This is a genomic window from Methylobacterium brachythecii (assembly GCF_014196345.1).
Lineage (GTDB): Bacteria > Pseudomonadota > Alphaproteobacteria > Rhizobiales > Beijerinckiaceae > Methylobacterium > Methylobacterium brachythecii.
Window position 1 is genome coordinate 729,681 of sequence record NZ_JACIDN010000001.1, and the last position, 17,916, is coordinate 747,596.

Below are 17,916 nucleotides of genomic sequence, written 5' to 3' on the forward strand. Positions count from 1 at the left end.
TCGAACGGGGATGAGATCATGCACCGTCTTTCGATTCCCTTCGGCCTGCAGCACGGCCCCTCCCGGTGGTTCCTGCAGGCATTCCACAGGCATCGCGACCGGGTGCCGGAGGCGATCCGCGGCCTCCACGCCTCCGTCGGAATTCCACCCGTCTGCGGCGCGGTCGCCCTGAGTGACATGGCCGCGGTCCATGCGGCCGGCTTCGGCGACGCCGAGATCGTCGAGGCCATCGCGCGCGACAGGCGAGCCGGCGTGATTGTCCCCGTCCCCGGCCGGTAGGCGACCTGACTCCACAGCCACGAAGCCGCCGATCGGAAATCCCACCATGTCCTCCTTCACGCTCGACGAGCGCGTGCGCCTGTCGATCGCTCTCGGTCTCACGGCGGGTTACGGCGATCCGGCGCTGCACCGCCGACAGGAGAAAGCGGCCTGCCGGCTCGGCATGACCGGGGCCGAGATCGACGCCGCCCGGCATGGCCGCAGCTTCGACATGCGGACCTCCGCAGCCCTGGCCCTCGCGCTGGCTTCGGCCTCTGGCGACCGGGACCGCGTGCGGATCGAGCGCGCCCGCGCCCGACGGTTCGGCATCGCCGAGGCCGTCTGCGACGAGATCGAGGAGTTGGCCGCTCGGGCGTGATCCACTGCCTTAGCGGCGAGAGCCGCGTGTTCGCGCCTTGCCGATTGGCTGTTCCATCCCGGATGATAGAAGCTGTCGGAGGGCGCGGCTGCGCGCTCCAAGTCTCGTCCGGGAGCGAACGACAGTCGATGGACCGCTGGCATGCCATGCGCATCTTCGCGAAGGTCGCCGAGACGATGAGTTTCGCCGAGACCGCGCGCCAGATGCACATGAGCGCTCCGGCCGTGACCCGTGCCATCGCGGCGCTGGAGGAAACCATCGGCGCGCGCCTGTTTGTGCGCACCACGCGTTCGGTGAAGCTCACCGAGGCTGGCGGGCGCTACGTCGAGGATTGCCGGCGCATCCTCGCAGACATCGCCGAGGCGGAGGCTGCCGCTGCCGGCTCCTACGCGACTCCGTCCGGGACGCTCTCCCTCACCGCGCCGCTCCTGTTCGGGCATATGTACGTCCTGCCCGTCGTCACCGAATACCTCGACAGCTACGCGACCATGGCGGCGCAGACACTGTTCGTGGACCGCTCCGTGAACATCGTCGAGGAGGGCATCGACGTCGCCATCCGCATCGGGAACCTCGCGGATTCCGGCTTCACCGCGGTCAAGGTCGGCGCGGTGCGCCGGGTCGTCTGCGGGTCGCCGGCCTATTTCGAGACGCACGGCGTTCCCGAGACCCCGGCCGATCTGAGGAACCACCGCATCGCGGCGCCGACCAGCGCCTGGGCTTCGCCGGAATGGCGCTTCGGGCGGGATCAGCGGGTGACGATCGGCGCCGTCCTCCAGTGCAACACCAACGAGGCCGCGATCTCTGCCGTGTCGGCGGGCTGGGGTCTGACGAGGGTGCTGCACTATCAGATCGGGCCGGCCCTGCTCGATGGACGCCTGCAGATCGTGCTCGGCGATTACGAGGAGCCGCCCCTACCGATCCACGTCATCTACGCCGAGGGGCGCCAAGCTCCGGCCAAGGTCAGGGCCTTCGTCGATCTCGCCGTGGCCCGGCTTCGCGCCAACCGGTTCCTGAATTGAGGGCAGGAGGAGCGAACCGTCAGCCGGCGCCGAGCCCGTCGGTCTCGACGGTGGCAAGCCACAGGACGTGGCGGCGGCCGCTATCGACGTTCGAGCGGATGCGGATCTCCTCGACGGAGAAGCCGACCCTCTTCAGGCGCGCCTTGAACTTGCGGTCGGGGTGGCCGGACCAGACCGCCAGGATGCCGCCCGAGCGCAGGGCCCAGCGCGCGCGCTTCAGGCCCCACTCGTCGTAGAGGCGGCTGTTTTGCCTCCGGGTGGCGCCCTCGGGACCGTTGTCGACGTCGAGCAGGATCGCGTCGTAGGCGGCCGGCGTCTCCTGGATGATCCGGTTGACGTCCTCGAGCCGCAGCGCGACTCGCGGATCGTCGAGCGCTCCCTCGAAAAGATGCGCGAGGGGGCCGCGCGCCCAGGTGGCGACGGCAGGGACGAGTTCGGAGACGACGACGTTGGCCTGCGGGCCGAGACCGTCCAGAGCGGCGCGCAGCGTGAAACCCATGCCGAGCCCCCCGATGAGCATGCGGGCGGCCGGACGGTCGCGCAGGCGCTCGCAGGCCAGGGTCGCCAGCGCCCGCTCGGAGGCGCAGAGGAGGTCGCTCATCAGCTCGACTTTGCCCACCATGATGGTGAAGCCGTCGCTGCGCTGCATCAGCCGCATCGTCTCGGGGGTGCCGGGCACCGCGCCGACATCACGTTGGATCCAGTCGTTCACGGCGGATGGCTTTGCTGTGGGTGAGAAGAGGATGACGGCCGGCGCTTAGCAGACACGACACCGGACGGGGTAGGCGCCGATCACGGACGGGGCTATGCAGGCGCCCGAAGCGAGGCCCGTTGGTCTCGTCGTTTCGGGCATTCCGCATCGCCGGCCTCGCCAAAGATGGCCGCGATCGATCAAAAGAGTCTCCTCCCATGGCCAAGCGCGTGAAGTCGAAGCCGCAGGAGCGCGGGTTCGTTCTGTTCGACGTGGTGTTCGAGGATGGCAGCCTCGCCTCGAACCGCCGCATCCCGATGGAAATCCTCGGAGGCCTCGACGGCGACGAGCCCGCTCGGACGATGATCGAGGAGCAGGAGGCCGAGATCGCCGAAAAGGCGAGCCGTCCGCCACGCGTGATCCAGACGCTGGGCCGTACACCCACGCGCCGCCTCGAGGTGAAGGTCGACTGAGTGGCCTTTGTGCTGGGCTGCTACCCCAGGGCCCGCAATTTCCCGACCGGTTGAGCAGCGCGATCGCAGCTTCGATGCCGCGGGCTACGCGAACCGATGAAACGGGTCAGCGCGGCCGGTTCGGTGGACGGACCCAGAATGGCTGGGCGCACGCCGATCGATCGGATCACGGACGACTGGAGCATTGGGAAATGCGAGCGGCCCGCGGCTCGTACCCAACACGCCGGTCGGAGCGTCGGCCTGCAGCCGCCCTCTGGGGTGCCGCTGCTCGCTCAAGCGGCGAGCGCGCGATCGAGTGCCTGGACGAACCGCGGCTCGACCTTGGTGCTCATTCCGTGAAGAACGGCGATGGCCTCCTGCGGCTCCATGGCCGGCTTGTAGGAGCGCCGTTCCGTGAGAGCGGAGTAGATGTCGCAGATCGTCAGAAGCCGGACGATGTCGCTGATGGCGTCCCCCGACAAACCGTCCGGATATCCGCTCCCATCCAGAAGTTCGTGATGATGCCGGACGGCGTCCAGCATCGCCGAATCCGCGTTGCTGCTGGCCTTAAGAATATCGTAGCCGAGCGTCGTATGCGCCCGCATGATCACCAGTTCTTCCGGGTTCAGCGAGCCCTTCTTCAACAGGAGCTCGCGAGGAACCTGTGACTTTCCGAGATCATGGACGAGGGCGGCCCGAACCAGTCGTCTTCTCTGAAAATCCGGGAAGCCGATGTGATTTGCGAACTGGGCCGAGAGGCCGGCGACGCGCAAGCTATGCTGATAGGTCGCCTTGTCGTGCGCCTCGATCGTGTTGAGCCATCGGGCCAATCCGCCATCCTTCAGCGCGGTGAGGATGGGGTCGACCGAGTCGTCGACGGCTTTGAGATCGATCCGCCCCCTGGTCCCGGCCGAGTGGAACAGATGCGAGACCGCGGCCGCCGCCTGCTCCGCGCACCGGCGCGTGGACGCATTGAGAATGCCGTCGTCCGGGTCGATCAGGTTCTGAACGGCGGCCACGATGACGTGCGGCTCGGTGTAGAACGGGATGCAGGCGTCGAGCCCGAGAGCCATCGCCGTTCGCAGTGCCTTGCTCGAGCTTCTGTAGGCGATGCCGAGGATGTTCGCGGTGATGTCCGGTCGATCGCCGAGCGCCTTGAGGCAGCGGCCGACCGAGAGCTCTGTGAAGTCGCAATCCACGACGACGGCCGCCACGGGTGTCTGCGCGCTCCATTCGACCGTCGGTCCGACGACCTCGCATGGTGTGACGCATCGCAGCGCCTCGATGAGGGGTCTGCTTCGCTTCCCGTTATCGGTGATCAGCAGAACAGCCATGTAAAATCAGCCGCACCGTACGGGCTCGAAGTGAATCTTCGGTCGTTTTCCATCCCAGAAAATAAGTTTCCACAAAACCGATACTGTTCGGTTTACTGCGATAGTTAACGAACTGATTTCTCGATCATCTCACCGAGGGCGCGAGGTGGTTCGTCGTGCGGACGATGACGGGCGCCGTCGACTAACCCAGCGCCTCGCGGAAGGCGCGCAGGTTGGAGCGCATCATCTCGAGATAACCCGGTGCCGGCCCGTCTGCCGCGCTCAGCGCGTCCGAATAGACCCGCCCGCCGACCCTGGCGCCGCTCTCGCGGGCAATCTGCTGCATCAGGCGCGGATCGGCGATGGTTTCCAGGAAGACCGCCGGGATCTTCTGCTTGCGGATCTGCCGGATGATGCGGGCGACGTCCCGCGGCCCGGCCTCGCTGTCGGTCGAGAGGCCCTGCGGCGCGACGAACCGTAGGCCATAGGCCTGCGTGTAATAGCCGAAGGAATCGTGCGTGGTGATGATCCGCCGGCGTGCTTCGGGAATTTCGGCGATCGTCGTGCGAATCTCGGCTTCGAGCGCGTCGAGTTTTTCGGTGTAGGCCCTGGCATTCTCGGCATAGGCCGCGGCGTGGGCCGCATCGATCCGCGAGAGGCCGTCGCGGATCGCGGCGACGTAAAGCTTGGCGTTTGCCACGCTCTGCCAGGCATGCGGATCGTCGTGGTTGTCCGCGACATCGCCGTGATCATGGTCGGCGTGATCACGCGAGCCGGCGATGGTTTTCGCCCCGCTCGACGCGACGATCACCGGCGCCTTGGTGCCGGAGGCGCGGATCAGCCGCTCCATCCAGCCCTCGAAGCCGAGGCCGTTGACGAAGATGATGTCGGCGCCGGCGAGCCGGCGCGCATCGTCCGGAGACGGGCTGAAACTGTGCGCGTCAGCATCCGGCCCGACGAGGTTGGTGACGGCTACGCGGTCTCCCCCGACCTGGCGCACGAGGTCGCCGAGGATCGAAAAGGTCGCCACCGCCTTGATCCGCTCCTCGGCCGAGGCCGCAGCCGGTGAGAGCACGGCCAGGATCAGCAGCAGCCATGCCGCCGCTCGCCGAAGTCCCCAAACCCGATTGCCCGTCATCGATCCCGTCCGACTCTCACCGATCCGGGTCAGATAATGTAACATTATCACATTGCCAATCGCGTCAGGTGTTGCGCAACGTGACGAAACCGCAATCTGCCGGACATACGCCGGATACACTGGCTTGGGCATTCTGTTGGCCTGGGGTGTGTTCGTTCGTTGATCGAGGTTCCGCCATGTCCAAACGTGTGATCGTTGCGGTGATGCTGGCCGGGCTGGCCGGTGCAGGCGCCATCGCCTCGGCGAGCGCCGAGGGGCGTCACGGCTGGGACGGCCCCGGCCATCGGCACGGCCGCTGGAGCGCGCTGACCCCCGAGGACCGTGCGGCCTTCGCCGATGCGCGCATCGCTGCGCTCCATGCCGGCATGAAGCTCAATGCCGACCAGGACAAGCTCTGGCCGCCGGTCGAGGCCGCCATGCGCGAAATGTTCAAACAGCGGCAGGCCCGGATGCAGGCCTGGCGCGAGCGCGGCGAGAAGCCCCAGGACGCACCGACCCGCCTGCGCGCCATGGCCGATGCGGCAACCGCCCGCGGTGAGGCCCTGCGCAAGCTCGCCGACGCCACCGGGCCGCTCTATGCCACCCTCGACGAGGGCCAGAAGCGACGCGCCGCGATCCTCGCGCATCCGCTACGTGGGCGCGGTGGCCATGAGGGCGGCCATGGCGGCTGGCGCCATCATGACGGCGACCGGGACGGTCCGGGCGAGAAGCGCGACGACTGATCGTTTCGCGGGTTTCGCTTGATCCCGGGGGACGGCGGCGGCAAACACCGCTGTCCCTTCGACGGGGGCGGATCACGGAAAACGCGAAACGCATGGCGCGGCGCCCGCTCCTGAGAGGCGACACTCTCCCCCTTCTCGGACGGCTCTGGCGCGAGTGGATGGCGCCGCATCGGGCGACGCTTGCTGCGGTGCTCGTGCTGATCGCCATCGTCGGAGCCGCGACCGGGCTCTACCCGACGCTGATCAAGGCGGCTTTCGACGCCTTCGACGCCAAGGACCAGCGTGCTCTGATCTATGGGCCCTTCGTCGTCATCGCCGTGACGGCCGTGCGAGGCTTCGCGCTGTACGGCCAGACCGTGCTCACGAACCGTGTCGTCACCCAGGTCGAGGCCGACATGCAGGCGGCGCTCTACGCGCACCTGATCGAGGCCGACATGGCCCAGCTCGGCCGGGAGAGCGCCGCCTCGTTCACGCAGCGCTTCACCACCGATTTTGCCTTCATCAAGGAGGCGCTGACCCGCATCTCCACCGTGATGCTGCGCGACCTCGCCATGCTGATCGCGCTGGTGGGCGCCCTGCTCTGGATCGACCCGATCATGACACTCGCGGCCGGCGTGACGGCGCCGTTCGTCGCCGGGCCGATCGGCCGGGTCGGCAAGAAGCTGCGCCGCGTCTCCACCAACACGCAGGAGCAGATGGGCCTGATGGCGAGCCTGATCAGCGAGAGCCTGCAGGGTGCGCGCGTCGCCAAAACCTACGCCCTCGAAGGCTATCTCAAGGGCCGCGCCGCGGACGCCCTGCAGCATGTGCGCCGGCTCAAGATGAAGGCGGCCAACACCCGCGGCCGGCTCGACCCGCTGCTCGAGGTCGGCGGCGGTTTCGCGGTCGCCGCGGTGCTGGTGCTGGTCGGGCAGCGGGTGATGTCGGGCGAGAAGACGGTCGGAGATTTCACGGGTTTCGTCGCCGCCCTGCTGCTCGCCTCGCAGCCGGCACGCGCGCTCGGCACGCTCAACGCCATCCTGCAGGAGGCCTCCGCCGCCCTGACCCGGTACTACGCGCTGCTCGACGAGCCCGCGACGATCCGCGAGCCGGCCGATTCCGTACCGTTGCAGGTCACGAAGGGCGAGATCCGCTTCGAGGACCTGCATTTCCGCTACCGCGAGGACGCGCCGGCCATCGAGGGGATCGACTTGACGGTGCCGCCCGGGACCACCACGGCGCTGGTCGGCCGCTCGGGCTCGGGCAAGTCATCGCTGCTCAACCTCGTGCCGCGCCTCTACGACGTCACGCAAGGCCGCGTGCTGATCGATGGCCAGGACATCCGCAGCGTGACCCTCGCCTCGCTGCGAGAGGCCGTCGCCGTGGTCTCGCAGGACGTGGTGCTGTTCGACGACACCATCGCGGCCAACATCGCCTTCGGCCGCCCCGGCGCGAGCCGGGCCGAGATCGAGGCCGCCGCCGAGGCCGCCGCGGCGCACGGCTTCATCTCGCGGCTCGCCGAGGGCTACGATTTTCACGTTGGGCCGGCTGGCGGCCGGCTCTCGGGCGGCGAGCGCCAGCGCGTGTCGCTTGCCCGCGCTTTCCTGAAGGACGCGCCGATCCTGCTGCTCGACGAGGCGACGAGTGCCCTCGATTCCGAGTCGGAGCGGCTCGTCCAGGCCGCCCTGGAGCGGCTGATGACGGGGCGCACCACGCTGGTGATCGCCCATCGCCTGTCTACGGTGCGTGATGCCGGCCTGATCGCGGTGCTCGATTCCGGACGGGTGATCGAGACGGGAACCCACGACACCCTGGTCGCGGCGGGCGGGGCCTATGCGCGTCTCCATCGCCTGCAGCTCGCGGACCCGTCGGAGCCTCAGGCCGTGCTCGCCGAACAGTAGGGCAGCGCGCGTTCAGCCCATGGACGAAGCCATCTCGCGCGCAATGTTCCCTTCGGGAGCGTGGCAGCGCGGGAGAGCCCGATGGCCGGCGAGATCTTCGGCAAGACCAAGGGCGGCGAGATCGTCAGCCGGCTGACGCTGGAGCGCGGCAATTTTCGCGTTCAGGTACTCGATTACGGCGGCATCCTCACGACGATCGAGACGCCGGACCGCGAGGGCCGCCTCGCCAACGTCGTGCTCGGGCTCGATTCCGTCGAGGGCTACGAGACGGTGAGCCCGCATTTCGGGGCGCTGGCCGGGCGCTATGCCAACCGCATCGCCAGGGGCCGCTTTGCCCTCGACGGGACGACCTATGAGCTGCCGATCAACAACCCGCCCAACACCCTGCATGGCGGCATCAACGGCTTCGCCAAGCGGCTCTTCCGGATCGAGGCCGCGGATGCCGGGCGCGTCGTGTTGATGCGGCGCAGTCCAGACGGCGAGGAGGGCTTTCCGGGCAATCTCGACCTCGAAGTGGTCTACAGCCTGCCCGAGGACGGCGTGCTGCGCATCGACTACCGTGCCTTCACGGACAAGCCGACCGTCCTGAACCTGACCAATCACAGCTACTTCAACCTCGCCGGCGAGGGGTCGGGCGACGTGATGGGCCATGTCGTCGAGATCGCGGCCGATGCCTACACGCCGACCGATGCGGGTCAGATCCCCACCGGCGAGATCCGCTCGGTGGAGGGCACGCCCTTCGATTTCCGGAAACCCACGGCGATCGGCGAGCGCATCCGCCAGGAGGACCCGCAGATCGTGCTCGCCAAGGGCTACGACCACAACTTCGTCCTGCGCAACGCCGGCGGCGGCCTGCGCCCCGCCGCCTCCTGCCACGATCCCGCGAGCGGTCGCCGGCTCGACATCGCCACGACCCAGCCGGCCGTGCAGCTTTACACGGGCAACAACCTCGACGGCACGCTGGTCGGCCCGTCGAAGCGCACCTACCGCTCCGGCGACGGCATCTGCTTCGAGACGCAGGGTTTTCCAGACGCGCCGAACCACCTGGATTTTCCCTCGACCGTGCTGCGGCCGGGGGCGCCGTTTGTCTCCACCACGACCTATCGATTCTCGGTGGCATAAGCCGGGCTTTGCCATGCTCGAAACGGCTTGACGATCAGCTCAAGCCAGTCTCTAATTTCTGTCATGACAGAAATAACGGACCAGCAAAAGAAGCTTCCGACCGCGGTCGAGGGCTTCGTCATGCATTGGGGCAACCTGGGCAGCCAATGGGGTGTGAACCGCTCCGTCGCGCAGATCCATGCCCTGCTCTACCTCTCCGAGAAGCCCATCACGGCGGAGGAGATTGCCGACACGCTCGGCATCGCCCGCTCCAACGTGTCGAACTCGCTGCGCGAGCTGACCGGTTGGAACCTGATCCGGCGCGTCCCGGTCTTCGGCGACCGACGCGATCATTTCGTGGCCGAGACCGACCTCTGGGAGATGGCGACGCGGATCGCCGCCGGGCGCAAGGAGCGCGAGATCGATCCGGCCATCGCGGCTTTGCGAGCCTGCGCGGTCCAGGCCGAAGACGATCCCGCGGTCGGTCAGGTAGCGCGGCGGCGGCTGACCGCGATGCTCGATTTCACGCAGACGATGGAGGGCTGGTACGCGCAGATGCTGCACGTTCCGCACGGGACGCTCGCCAAGCTGATCAAGCTCGGCAGCCGCATCGTCCGCTTCCTGCCCACGAAGCCGGAGGGGTGAGCCGATGTCAGCCCTCGCACGCTGTCTTCCGACGCGCGCCGATCCCGCGCTGGCCACGACGGATCTGCTCGATCTGCGCTTCCGCGCGCTGATCCCGGAGGCGCAATGGGCCTCGCTGCCCGAGGCCGTGCGCCGCCGCTTCTCGAAGCGACTGCCGCAAGGGGCCAGCGCCGTCTATGCCGGGCAGGTCGTCTCGACGCGGATGAATTGGGCCGGTTGGCTGCTCGCCCAGGCCACCCGCTTCATCGGTGCGCCGCTGCCGCTCTCGCGGGCGGCCGGCATGGCGAGCGTCGTCTCGGTCACCGAAGACCCACAGGGCGGCGGCCAGATCTGGACACGGCTCTATGCCCGGCCGAGCGGCTTCCCGCAGATGATCCACTCGGCCAAACGCTTCGCAGGGCCGACTGGGCTCGAAGAGCACATCGGCGCGGGGATCGGCATGAGTCTGAGCGTCGGCGTCGATGATGGAGCGCTGGTGTTTCGCAGCCGCGGCTATTTTTTCGACGTGTGCGGTCTGCGGCTGACGCTGCCGGCGTGGTTGTCGCCGGGCGCACTCAGCGTCAGCCATGCGGCGATGACGGACGACGCCTTCCGCTTCGTCCTCGACCTGCGTCACCCGCTGCTCGGGTTGCTGATCCGGCAGGAGGCGGAGTTTCGGGACAGCGTGGCGGTGAAATCAGGGCTCTGACGTCACTGCGAGGTGGAGCCGAAGCAATCCAGGGCTACACCCGTAAACGTCAGCCTGTTGGTCCTGGCTTGCTTCGCTGCGCTCGCAATGACGGAGATGAAGCTCAGCCGCCGAGATGGCCGGACGGGCGGTCGTCGCCCCAGATCTTCTCGAGATTGTAGAAGCCGCGCACTTCCGGGCGAAAGATGTGGACGAGCAGGTCGCCCGCATCGATCAGCACCCAATCGCAGGCCGGCATGCCCTCGACGCGAGCCGTGCCGTAGCCACCGGCCTTCAGGCCCTGCAGGATCTTGTCGGCGATGGCGCCGACATGGCGCTGGTTGCGGCCCGAGGCGATGATCATCGTGTCGGCCAGGGAGGTCTTGCCGGCGAGATCGATCGCGATCGTCTCTTCTGCCTGCATGTCGTCGAGACAGCCGAGCGCGAGGGCCTTCAGATCCTCGGAGGCCTGCGCTCCATGAGAAAGTTGGTCGTTCAGCGGATCGGTTCCCAATTCGGTCGCGGCCTCATCCGAGGCGGCTGTCGTTCTGTCTCGAAAACTTGGATGGTTTGGCGGCCGACTTCAATGCCGTCTCGTCAACCGCGCCTTCATACACGGTTCCGCAGCGCCGTCGATGACAGGGACGAGCGCGGGCCATGCAGGAAGACCCAGGCGGGAGCCCGCAGGCCTGCCAGCAGGGGAGCATCGGTTTCGTCGATACGCCAGCGCGCCAGCGCCCGCGCACCGGGCGCGTTCGGCCCCGACAGGGTGTAGCCCGGCCGGTCGATCACCGCGATCGGCATCAGTGAGGCGATCTCTTGGAAGCGTTCCCAGCGGTGGAAGCTCGCCAGAGAATCAGCGCCCATGATCCAGACGAACTGCACGGTTGGGCAGTGCCGGCACAGCCAGCGCAGGGTCTCGATGGTGTAGCGTGCGCCGATCGCCGCTTCGAACCCGGTCACGGCTATCCGTGGACAGTGCGCCACGTCCCGTGCCGTCGACATGCGCTCCGAGAGCGGCGCCAGCTCCCTGCGATCCTTCAGCGGGTTTCCTGGCGTCACGAGCCACCAGACCCGGTCGAGGCGCAAGCGCCTCAGCGCCATTCGGCTGACATGCAGATGGCCGGCATGGGCCGGGTTGAAAGATCCCCCGTAGAGCCCGACCCGCAGGCCGGGCACCACCGGCGGCAGGCGCGCCGCATCGAGTCCGTGCGTCATGCCGAGACGGGCCGGGGCGCAAACGTTTCCGCCGTCATTGCGAGCGCAGCGAAGCAATCCAGGGCCTCACGCGCGACGTCGGACCGGTGGTCCTGGAATGCTTCGCCTGCGGCTCGTAGTGACGGTGGAGGGTGCATCCGCGGGCTTCGTCAGACCGGGCGCGTCTGCCCATTGCCGTGGACGCGGTATTTGAAAGTGGTGAGCTGTTCGACGCCGACGGGGCCGCGCGCATGCATCCGGCCGGTGGCGATACCGATCTCGGCGCCGAAGCCGAACTCGCCGCCGTCGGCGAATTGCGTCGAGGCGTTGTGCGTCACGATCGCAGAATCGACTTCGGCAAGGAAGCGCGTCGCGGCATCAGAATCCTCGGTGACGATGCAATCGGTGTGATGCGAGCCGTAGGTCTCGATATGTTCGATTGCCGCGTCGAGACCGTCGATGACTCGGGCCGAGATGATCGCGTCGAGATACTCCGTGTGCCAGTCGGCCTCGTCGGCCGCAGTGACACGCGGATCGACGGCCCGCACGGCCTCGTCGCCGCGCACTGCGCAACCGGATTCGAGCAGCGCCGCGACAAGCGGCTTGAGGTGCGTTTCGGCCACGGCCTTGTCGACGAGCAGGGTTTCGGCCGCCCCGCAGACGCCGGTGCGGCGCATCTTGCTGTTCAGGAGCAGCGTGCGGGCCATGTCGAGATCGGCGCCCTCCGCGACATAGACGTGGTTGATCCCGTCCAGATGGGCGAAGACCGGCACGCGGGCCTCGGCCTGGACGCGCTCGACCAGGCTGCGGCCGCCGCGCGGCACGATGATATCGATGCAGCCGTCGAGGCCCGACAGCATCAGTCCGACCGCGGCACGGTCGCGGGTCGGCACGAGCTGGATCGCGTCCGCCGGCAGGCCGGCCTGGGCGAGGCCCTCGCTCATGGCGCGGGCGATCACGGTGGCGGTGCGGTGCGAATCCGAGCCCGCACGCAGGATCGCGGCATTGCCGGCCTTCAGACAGAGTGCACCGGCATCCGCGGTAACGTTGGGGCGGCTCTCGAAAATTACGCCGACGACACCGAGCGGTACGGCGATGCGCTCGATCATCAGGCCGTTCGGCCGCTCGAAGGCGGCGAGCTGGCGCCCGACCGGATCGGGCAATGCGCCGACCTGTGCAACAGCCTCGGCAATGCCGGCGACGCGCCGCTCGTCGAGGGTGAGCCGGTCGATGATGGCGTTCGACTGACCGGCGGACTTGGCGGCGCTGACGTCCCGCGCGTTTTCGCGAAGAATCTCGGCGGCGCTGGCGCGGATGCGCTCGGCGATGGTGCGCAGCGCAACGTCTTTCGTCTGCGCCGAGGCGAGCGCCATGCCGCGCGTAGCGGCACGGGCCCGGTGGCCGATCCTGGCCATCAGTGCCGGCAGGTCGTCGGCATCCGCGAGTTCGGATCTCAGGTTCAGAACAGGCACGATCCCGTTTCCATCATCGACGGCGCGTTTCTCGCGCAGGATAGTTCATCGTCTCATCGCACGCCGCGCGTTTCCGGAACAGACCGGGACGCTTTGCCGGCGATCCTTGCGCTCAGCGCGGACCCACGGGGCCGACCGTGGCCATGTCGTCGCGGTGAACGATCTCGCTGCGCCCCGAATAACCGAGCAGCCCGGCGATCTCGCGGCTCGGCCGGCCGATGATCAGTTGGGCCTCGGTGCTGTCGAATGCAACGAGGCCACGACCGAGCACGCGGCCATGCGCATCGCGGATCAGCACCGCATCGCCCTTGCCGAAGGCGCCCTCGACGGCGGTGACGCCCACCGGCAGCAGGCTGGCGCCGCTCTGCAGGGCGCGCGCGGCCCCTTCGTCGATCACGAGTGCGCCGCTGGGCTCCAGCGCGCCGGCGATCCAGGTTTTCCGCGCCGCCGTTGGAGTGGAGGCAGAGAGAAACCACGAGGAGCGCTTGCCCTCGCGGATGGCCCGCAGCGGATTTTTTCCGCGACCGTCGGCGATGACCATGTGCGTGCCACCGGCCACCGCGATCTTTGCCGCCTCGACCTTGGTGCGCATGCCGCCACGCGATAGTTCCGAGGCCGGGCCGCCGGCCATCGCCTCGATCTCCGGTGTGATCCGGTCGATCACCGGCAGGTGCAGTGCGGCCGGGTCGGTATGGGGTGGGGCGGTGTAGAGGCCGTCGACGTCGGAGAAGAGCACCAGCACGTCGGCGCCAATCATGGTGGCGACGCGCGCAGCGAGGCGGTCGTTGTCGCCGTAGCGGATCTCGACCGTGGCGACGGTGTCATTCTCGTTGACGACCGGGACGGCGCGCAATTCGAGCAGCTTCTGGATGGTGGCGCGGGCATTGAGGTAACGGCGCCGCTCCTCGGTGTCGCGCGGCGTCACCAGGATCTGGCCGGCGACGATGTCGTGGTGGCCGAGTGCCTCGGTCCAGTACCGGGCCAGCGCGATTTGGCCGACGGCGGCGGAGGCTTGGTTTTCCTCCAGCCGAAGGACTCCTGGAGGCAGCCCGAGGACGGTGCGCCCCAGCGCGATGGCGCCCGAGGAGACGACAACGACGTCGACGCCGCTCGCATGCAGGTCGGCGATGTCCTCGGCCAGGGCCGCGAGCCAGGCATTGCGCAGGCGCCCGCGACTGCGGTCGACGAGCAGGGCCGAGCCGACCTTGATGACGACGCGGCGGAAATCTTCGATGGCAGGTGTCGACACGAGAGGACGCGAAACGGTCAGTGAGAGAGGAACGCCTTCCGTTTGCACGAACTCGCAGGGCTTGAACAGGAGAGGGCAGGATTGCGGGGCGATCACACCGACCGCGCTTGAGGCGTTCAGGACACAGGCGGGGCGGAATAATTTTGCATTTCGCTCGTAGCGCGCCGGCGCCGTGTTCAGCCGCGATTGCGCCATGTTAAGAATTTTGCGCGCCGGCGGAGATCGGCCTGCACTATACCGAGCGATGGGGGCGATGCGATGAAGGCGTTACTCACGGGACTTTCCGTCCTCGGGTGCTGTGTGATCGCCGTCACGGCCGCATCGGCTCAGCAGGCCCCCACGGAAGCGCCCGGGGCCGAGGCGCCGATCGTCCAGCCGAAGCTGCGGCCGGCCACAGCGCGGGCTGCGAGACCTCGCACGGCGCAGGGCGACCAGAGCCAAGGCATCGCTGGCACGGACAGCGCCCAGGGCAACGCCGCCCGTCAGGGCCAGACTGCCGCGCCGCCGAAGCTGCCGCCGGGCACCTTCGATCTCGGCAACGGCCTGACCTTTCTGCTCAACTACACGAGCGAGTCCGCGGCCAACCCGATCGGTGGCATCCGGCAGGGCACGGCTTATGCGGCGCAGATCTTCTTCGGCATCGACGCCGACCTGAACCGGCTCGCCGGGATCGAGGGCGCCTCGCTCCACTCCATCGTCACCCAGCGCCATGGCCGCAGCCTCTCGGGGGACTTCATCGGCAACGATACCTCGGTGCAGGAGATCTATGGGGGTGGGCAGACCGCGCGGCTGACGCAGCACAGCTGGCAGCAGAAGCTGTTCGACAACCGGCTGGATTTCGAGGTCGGGCGTCTGAACGGGCAGGGCGCGTTTCTCGGCTCGCCGCTCTATTGCAACTTTCAGAACAATGCGACCTGCGGCTCGCCGACCTTCACCTTTAAGACCACCAACTTCACCTTCTTCCCGACTTCGAGTTGGGCCGGCCACGCCAAGATCTGGCTCGACGAAGAGCGCACCTACTTCTTCCACATCGGCGCTTACGAGGTGAACCCGAGCCTCCTGCTCCCGACCGACAACGGCATCGACTGGTCCACGCGTAAGGCGACCGGTGCGGTCATTCCGATCGAGGTCGGTTACTCGACGACCTTCGACAACGACCTGATGCCGCGCAACTACGGCATCGGCGCCGTCGTCGACCGTTCGAAGTACAACGACCCGGTGCGCGACGTGCTCGGTGGCTCCTCGCTGTTCTCGGGGCTCGACCCGTTCACGCAGTTCGGCCGCTCGCTGGTCTATGCTCGCTTCGACCAGATGGTCTGGCGCCCTGATCCGACCCAGCCGCAGGGGTTGAGCCTGTTCGGTGTGGCGATGCAGTCGACCGGCGGCCGTCAGATCCAGGATTACTTCCTCGAACTCGGCGCCGTGCAGACGGGCACCTTCGCCGACAGGCCTTACGACACCGTCGGCTTCGTGGTCTCCACGCAGAAATACTCGTCGCTCGGCCTCGCCAACATCCGCGCGGCGCGTGCCTCGCAGGGGCTGAATCCGCGCGACATCGCGACCCAGCAGATCATGATGGAGCTGAACTACGGCATCCAGCTCTCGCCCGCCGCCCGCCTGACGCCGCAGCTGCAGTACATCGTCAACCCGGACCAGACGCGCTTCCCGTTCCGGCCCAAGCCCATCCCGGACGCCTTCGTGCTTGGCGCGAAATTCTCCTGCGACCTGTTCACGCTGTTCGGTCTCGCCAAGGGGCCGGGCAGCATCTAGCAAGCGAACCCGCTTGAGGGTGCGGCGCAACATGATGTGTTGCGCCGCACTTTGAATTGCACGGCACCTTCCCAGATCCGCTTCACACCTCGGCTGATCCCGATCCCATCCATCAGCCAGCGAAATCGAAGCGGAGCTGTCCATGAGCCAGCGCATCCTCGTCCTCACCGCCGCCGCGGTGCTCGTCGCCAGTGCTGCCATCACCGCTGCCAACGCGCAGGGCTTCGGCTCGACCGGCAGCGTGGCGGCATCGCTCGGTGCGACGGCCGGTCCACCGATCCCTCTAGGCCGCACCCTCACCGGTGATACCGTGTCGACGTGGCAGCCGGAGACCGCCGGCTCGTTGGCGCATCGGGACCGCGCATGGTCGAGGCCCGAGCATGCGGGAAGATCAGCCCACCGCGCTCAATCGATCCGGTGACTGATTAGCGAAGCCGCTCGGTCGCAGTTTCGGCTTTCGTCATGTTGCCATCGCGTCGCAACTCCCCCTGATTTTGGGGATAATTTTGTATTCATTTGCCGTTCGTCTCGGGCGACGTCTGATTACGTGGATTGCCGTCTATCCTTGGCCCTTTGGCCCCCTTGGACACCCTCGGTAACGTCGCTATAGCGACGCGAAACTTCGTACCTGAGGAGTGCCAAGATGGCATCGAGCGCAGCGGTGACCCAAACCTGGACGGGTGGGTCCACCGAGAAAAAGGACCTCTACGATCTCGGCGAGGTCCCGCCGCTCGGCCACGTGCCGAAGACCATGTACGCCTGGGTCGTCCGCAAGGATCGCCACGGGCCGCCGGAGAGCGCCAACGAGGTCGAGGTCGTGCCGACCTGGTCGCTCGGTGATGACGATGTGCTCGTCTACGTCATGGCCGCCGGCATCAACTACAACCACGTCTGGGGTTCGCTCGGCGAGCCGGTCTCGCCGATGGATTCGCATAAGTGCGACATCCACATCGGCGGTTCGGACGCCTCCGGCATCGTCTGGGCGGTCGGCTCCAAGGTGAAGCTGTGGAAGGTCGGCGACGAGGTCGTCATCCACTGTAACCAGGACGACGGCGACGACGAGGAGTGCAACGGCGGCGACCCGATGTTCTCGAACTCCCAGCGCATCTGGGGCTACGAGACGCCGGACGGCTCCTTCGCGCAGTTCTGCCGGGTGCAGTCCCGCCAGCTGATGCCGCGCCCCAAGCACCTGACTTGGGAAGAGGCGGCCTGCTACACGCTGACGCTGGCCACCGCCTACCGAATGCTGTTCGGCCACACGCCGCACCAGCTGAAGCCTTCCGACAACGTCCTCGTGTGGGGTGCCTCGGGCGGTCTCGGCGTGTTCGCGGTGCAGCTCATCGCGGCGTCCGGCGCCAACGCCATCGGTGTGATCTCCGATGAGTCGAAGCGCGATTACGTCATGAGCCTCGGCGCCAAGGGCGTGATCAACCGCAAGGACTTCGACTGCTGGGGCCAGATGCCCAAGGTGAACTCGCCCGAGTACAACACCTGGCTCAAGGAAGCCCGCAAGTTCGGCAAGGCGATCTGGGAGATCACCGGCAAGGGCAAGGACGTCGACATGGTGTTCGAGCACCCGGGCGAGTCGACCTTCCCGGTCTCCTGCCTCGTGGTGAAGCGTGGCGGCATGGTCGTGTTCTGCGCCGGCACCACCGGCTACAACATCACCTTCGACGCCCGCTACGTCTGGATGCGCCAGAAGCGTATCCAGGGCTCGCACTTCGCCCATCTGAAGCAGGCGGCCTCGGCCAACCGCTTCGTGATCGACCGCCGCGTCGACCCCTGCATGAGCGAGGTCTATCCCTGGGAGAAGATCCCGGAGGCCCACACCAAGATGTGGAAGAACCAGCACCCGCCGGGCAACATGGCCTGCCTCGTCAACGCGACCAAGGCCGGACTGCGCACCGTCGAGGACGTGATCGAGGCCGGCCCGAAGAAGGCGGTCTGACGCTCTCGCGCCGAC

General features: G+C 67.5%; 19 protein-coding genes. 12 read left to right on the top strand and 7 right to left on the bottom strand.

The genetic code is table 11. The annotated features are described in order from the left end of the window. Window positions 1-18 precede the first annotated feature (18 nt). From GGR33_RS03500 to GGR33_RS03510, 3 genes are all read left to right on the top strand, one after another. Window positions 19-279, top strand: coding sequence for a hypothetical protein (locus GGR33_RS03500; RefSeq protein WP_183501962.1), 261 nt, complete (start codon window positions 19-21; stop codon window positions 277-279). A 46-nt stretch (window positions 280-325) separates the two neighbouring features. After that, on the top strand, window positions 326-637 hold the full coding sequence (locus GGR33_RS03505; protein ID WP_233382247.1) for a hypothetical protein: 312 nt from the start codon (window positions 326-328) through the stop codon (window positions 635-637). A gap of 128 nt (window positions 638-765) precedes the next feature. Beyond that, entirely contained in the window at window positions 766-1,656 is an 891-nt protein-coding gene (locus GGR33_RS03510; RefSeq protein ID WP_183501963.1) for a LysR family transcriptional regulator, read from the top strand. A gap of 19 nt (window positions 1,657-1,675) precedes the next feature. On the opposite strand, the gene GGR33_RS03515 is transcribed toward GGR33_RS03510, so the two are convergent. Continuing rightward, window positions 1,676-2,368 (bottom strand): polyamine aminopropyltransferase, encoded by a 693-nt coding sequence (locus GGR33_RS03515; RefSeq protein ID WP_284211488.1) that lies wholly within the window; start codon window positions 2,366-2,368, stop codon window positions 1,676-1,678. 197 nt (window positions 2,369-2,565) lie between these two features. Here GGR33_RS03515 and GGR33_RS03520 point away from each other — a divergent pair, with 197 nt between their 5' ends. Then, the gene (locus GGR33_RS03520) at window positions 2,566-2,820 is read left to right on the top strand and encodes a hypothetical protein (RefSeq protein WP_183501964.1); all 255 of its coding nucleotides are present in this window, start codon (window positions 2,566-2,568) and stop codon (window positions 2,818-2,820) included. 272 nt (window positions 2,821-3,092) lie between these two features. Here GGR33_RS03520 and GGR33_RS03525 read toward each other — a convergent pair whose 3' ends face one another. Both GGR33_RS03525 and GGR33_RS03530 read right to left on the bottom strand, forming a co-directional pair. Next, window positions 3,093-4,013 carry an HD domain-containing phosphohydrolase gene (locus GGR33_RS03525; protein ID WP_183501965.1) on the bottom strand — a complete coding sequence of 307 codons (921 nt, stop codon included), beginning with the start codon at window positions 4,011-4,013 and terminating at the stop codon, window positions 3,093-3,095. Window positions 4,014-4,314: 301 nt separating this feature from the next. After that, entirely contained in the window at window positions 4,315-5,250 is a 936-nt protein-coding gene (locus GGR33_RS03530; RefSeq protein WP_183501966.1) for a metal ABC transporter substrate-binding protein, read from the bottom strand. 176 nt (window positions 5,251-5,426) lie between these two features. On the opposite strand from GGR33_RS03530, the gene GGR33_RS03535 reads away from it, so the two are divergent. The 5 genes from GGR33_RS03535 to GGR33_RS03555 all read left to right on the top strand — a co-directional run bounded on the left by GGR33_RS03535 (window position 5,427) and on the right by GGR33_RS03555 (window position 10,286). Further along, window positions 5,427-5,972, top strand: coding sequence for a Spy/CpxP family protein refolding chaperone (locus GGR33_RS03535; RefSeq protein ID WP_183501967.1), 546 nt, complete (start codon window positions 5,427-5,429; stop codon window positions 5,970-5,972). Between the two features lie 92 nt (window positions 5,973-6,064). Further along, complete coding sequence (locus tag GGR33_RS03540) at window positions 6,065-7,852, top strand: ABC transporter ATP-binding protein (RefSeq protein WP_183501968.1); 1,788 nt, start codon at window positions 6,065-6,067, stop codon at window positions 7,850-7,852. An 81-nt stretch (window positions 7,853-7,933) separates the two neighbouring features. Then, window positions 7,934-8,974 (top strand): aldose epimerase family protein, encoded by a 1,041-nt coding sequence (locus GGR33_RS03545; RefSeq protein WP_183501969.1) that lies wholly within the window; start codon window positions 7,934-7,936, stop codon window positions 8,972-8,974. Window positions 8,975-9,037: 63 nt separating this feature from the next. Then, entirely contained in the window at window positions 9,038-9,598 is a 561-nt protein-coding gene (locus tag GGR33_RS03550; protein WP_183501970.1) for a GbsR/MarR family transcriptional regulator, read from the top strand. Window positions 9,599-9,602: 4 nt separating this feature from the next. After that, on the top strand, window positions 9,603-10,286 hold the full coding sequence (locus GGR33_RS03555; RefSeq protein ID WP_183501971.1) for a DUF4166 domain-containing protein: 684 nt from the start codon (window positions 9,603-9,605) through the stop codon (window positions 10,284-10,286). Between the two features lie 103 nt (window positions 10,287-10,389). Here the strand turns inward: GGR33_RS03555 and rsfS are convergent, their stop codons facing one another. The 4 genes from rsfS to proB all read right to left on the bottom strand — a co-directional run bounded on the left by rsfS (window position 10,390) and on the right by proB (window position 14,183). Beyond that, on the bottom strand, window positions 10,390-10,779 hold the full coding sequence (gene rsfS / locus GGR33_RS03560) for a ribosome silencing factor (protein WP_183501972.1): 390 nt from the start codon (window positions 10,777-10,779) through the stop codon (window positions 10,390-10,392). Between the two features lie 95 nt (window positions 10,780-10,874). Continuing rightward, window positions 10,875-11,483 (bottom strand): nicotinate-nucleotide adenylyltransferase, encoded by a 609-nt coding sequence (locus tag GGR33_RS03565; RefSeq protein WP_183501973.1) that lies wholly within the window; start codon window positions 11,481-11,483, stop codon window positions 10,875-10,877. Between the two features lie 149 nt (window positions 11,484-11,632). Further along, window positions 11,633-12,934 (bottom strand): glutamate-5-semialdehyde dehydrogenase, encoded by a 1,302-nt coding sequence (locus GGR33_RS03570; RefSeq protein WP_183501974.1) that lies wholly within the window; start codon window positions 12,932-12,934, stop codon window positions 11,633-11,635. A gap of 112 nt (window positions 12,935-13,046) precedes the next feature. After that, window positions 13,047-14,183 (bottom strand): glutamate 5-kinase, encoded by a 1,137-nt coding sequence (proB, locus tag GGR33_RS03575; protein ID WP_183501975.1) that lies wholly within the window; start codon window positions 14,181-14,183, stop codon window positions 13,047-13,049. A gap of 258 nt (window positions 14,184-14,441) precedes the next feature. Here proB and GGR33_RS03580 point away from each other — a divergent pair, with 258 nt between their 5' ends. From GGR33_RS03580 to ccrA, 3 genes are all read left to right on the top strand, one after another. Further along, window positions 14,442-15,953: a carbohydrate porin gene (locus GGR33_RS03580; RefSeq protein WP_183501976.1), complete on the top strand. Its 1,512-nt coding sequence runs from the start codon at window positions 14,442-14,444 to the stop codon at window positions 15,951-15,953. Window positions 15,954-16,095: 142 nt separating this feature from the next. Further along, window positions 16,096-16,374, top strand: a complete 279-nt coding sequence (locus GGR33_RS03585) for a hypothetical protein (protein ID WP_183501977.1) — start codon at window positions 16,096-16,098, stop codon at window positions 16,372-16,374. 222 nt (window positions 16,375-16,596) lie between these two features. Continuing rightward, window positions 16,597-17,901: a crotonyl-CoA carboxylase/reductase gene (ccrA, locus tag GGR33_RS03590; RefSeq protein WP_183501978.1), complete on the top strand. Its 1,305-nt coding sequence runs from the start codon at window positions 16,597-16,599 to the stop codon at window positions 17,899-17,901. Window positions 17,902-17,916: the final 15 nt, after the last annotated feature.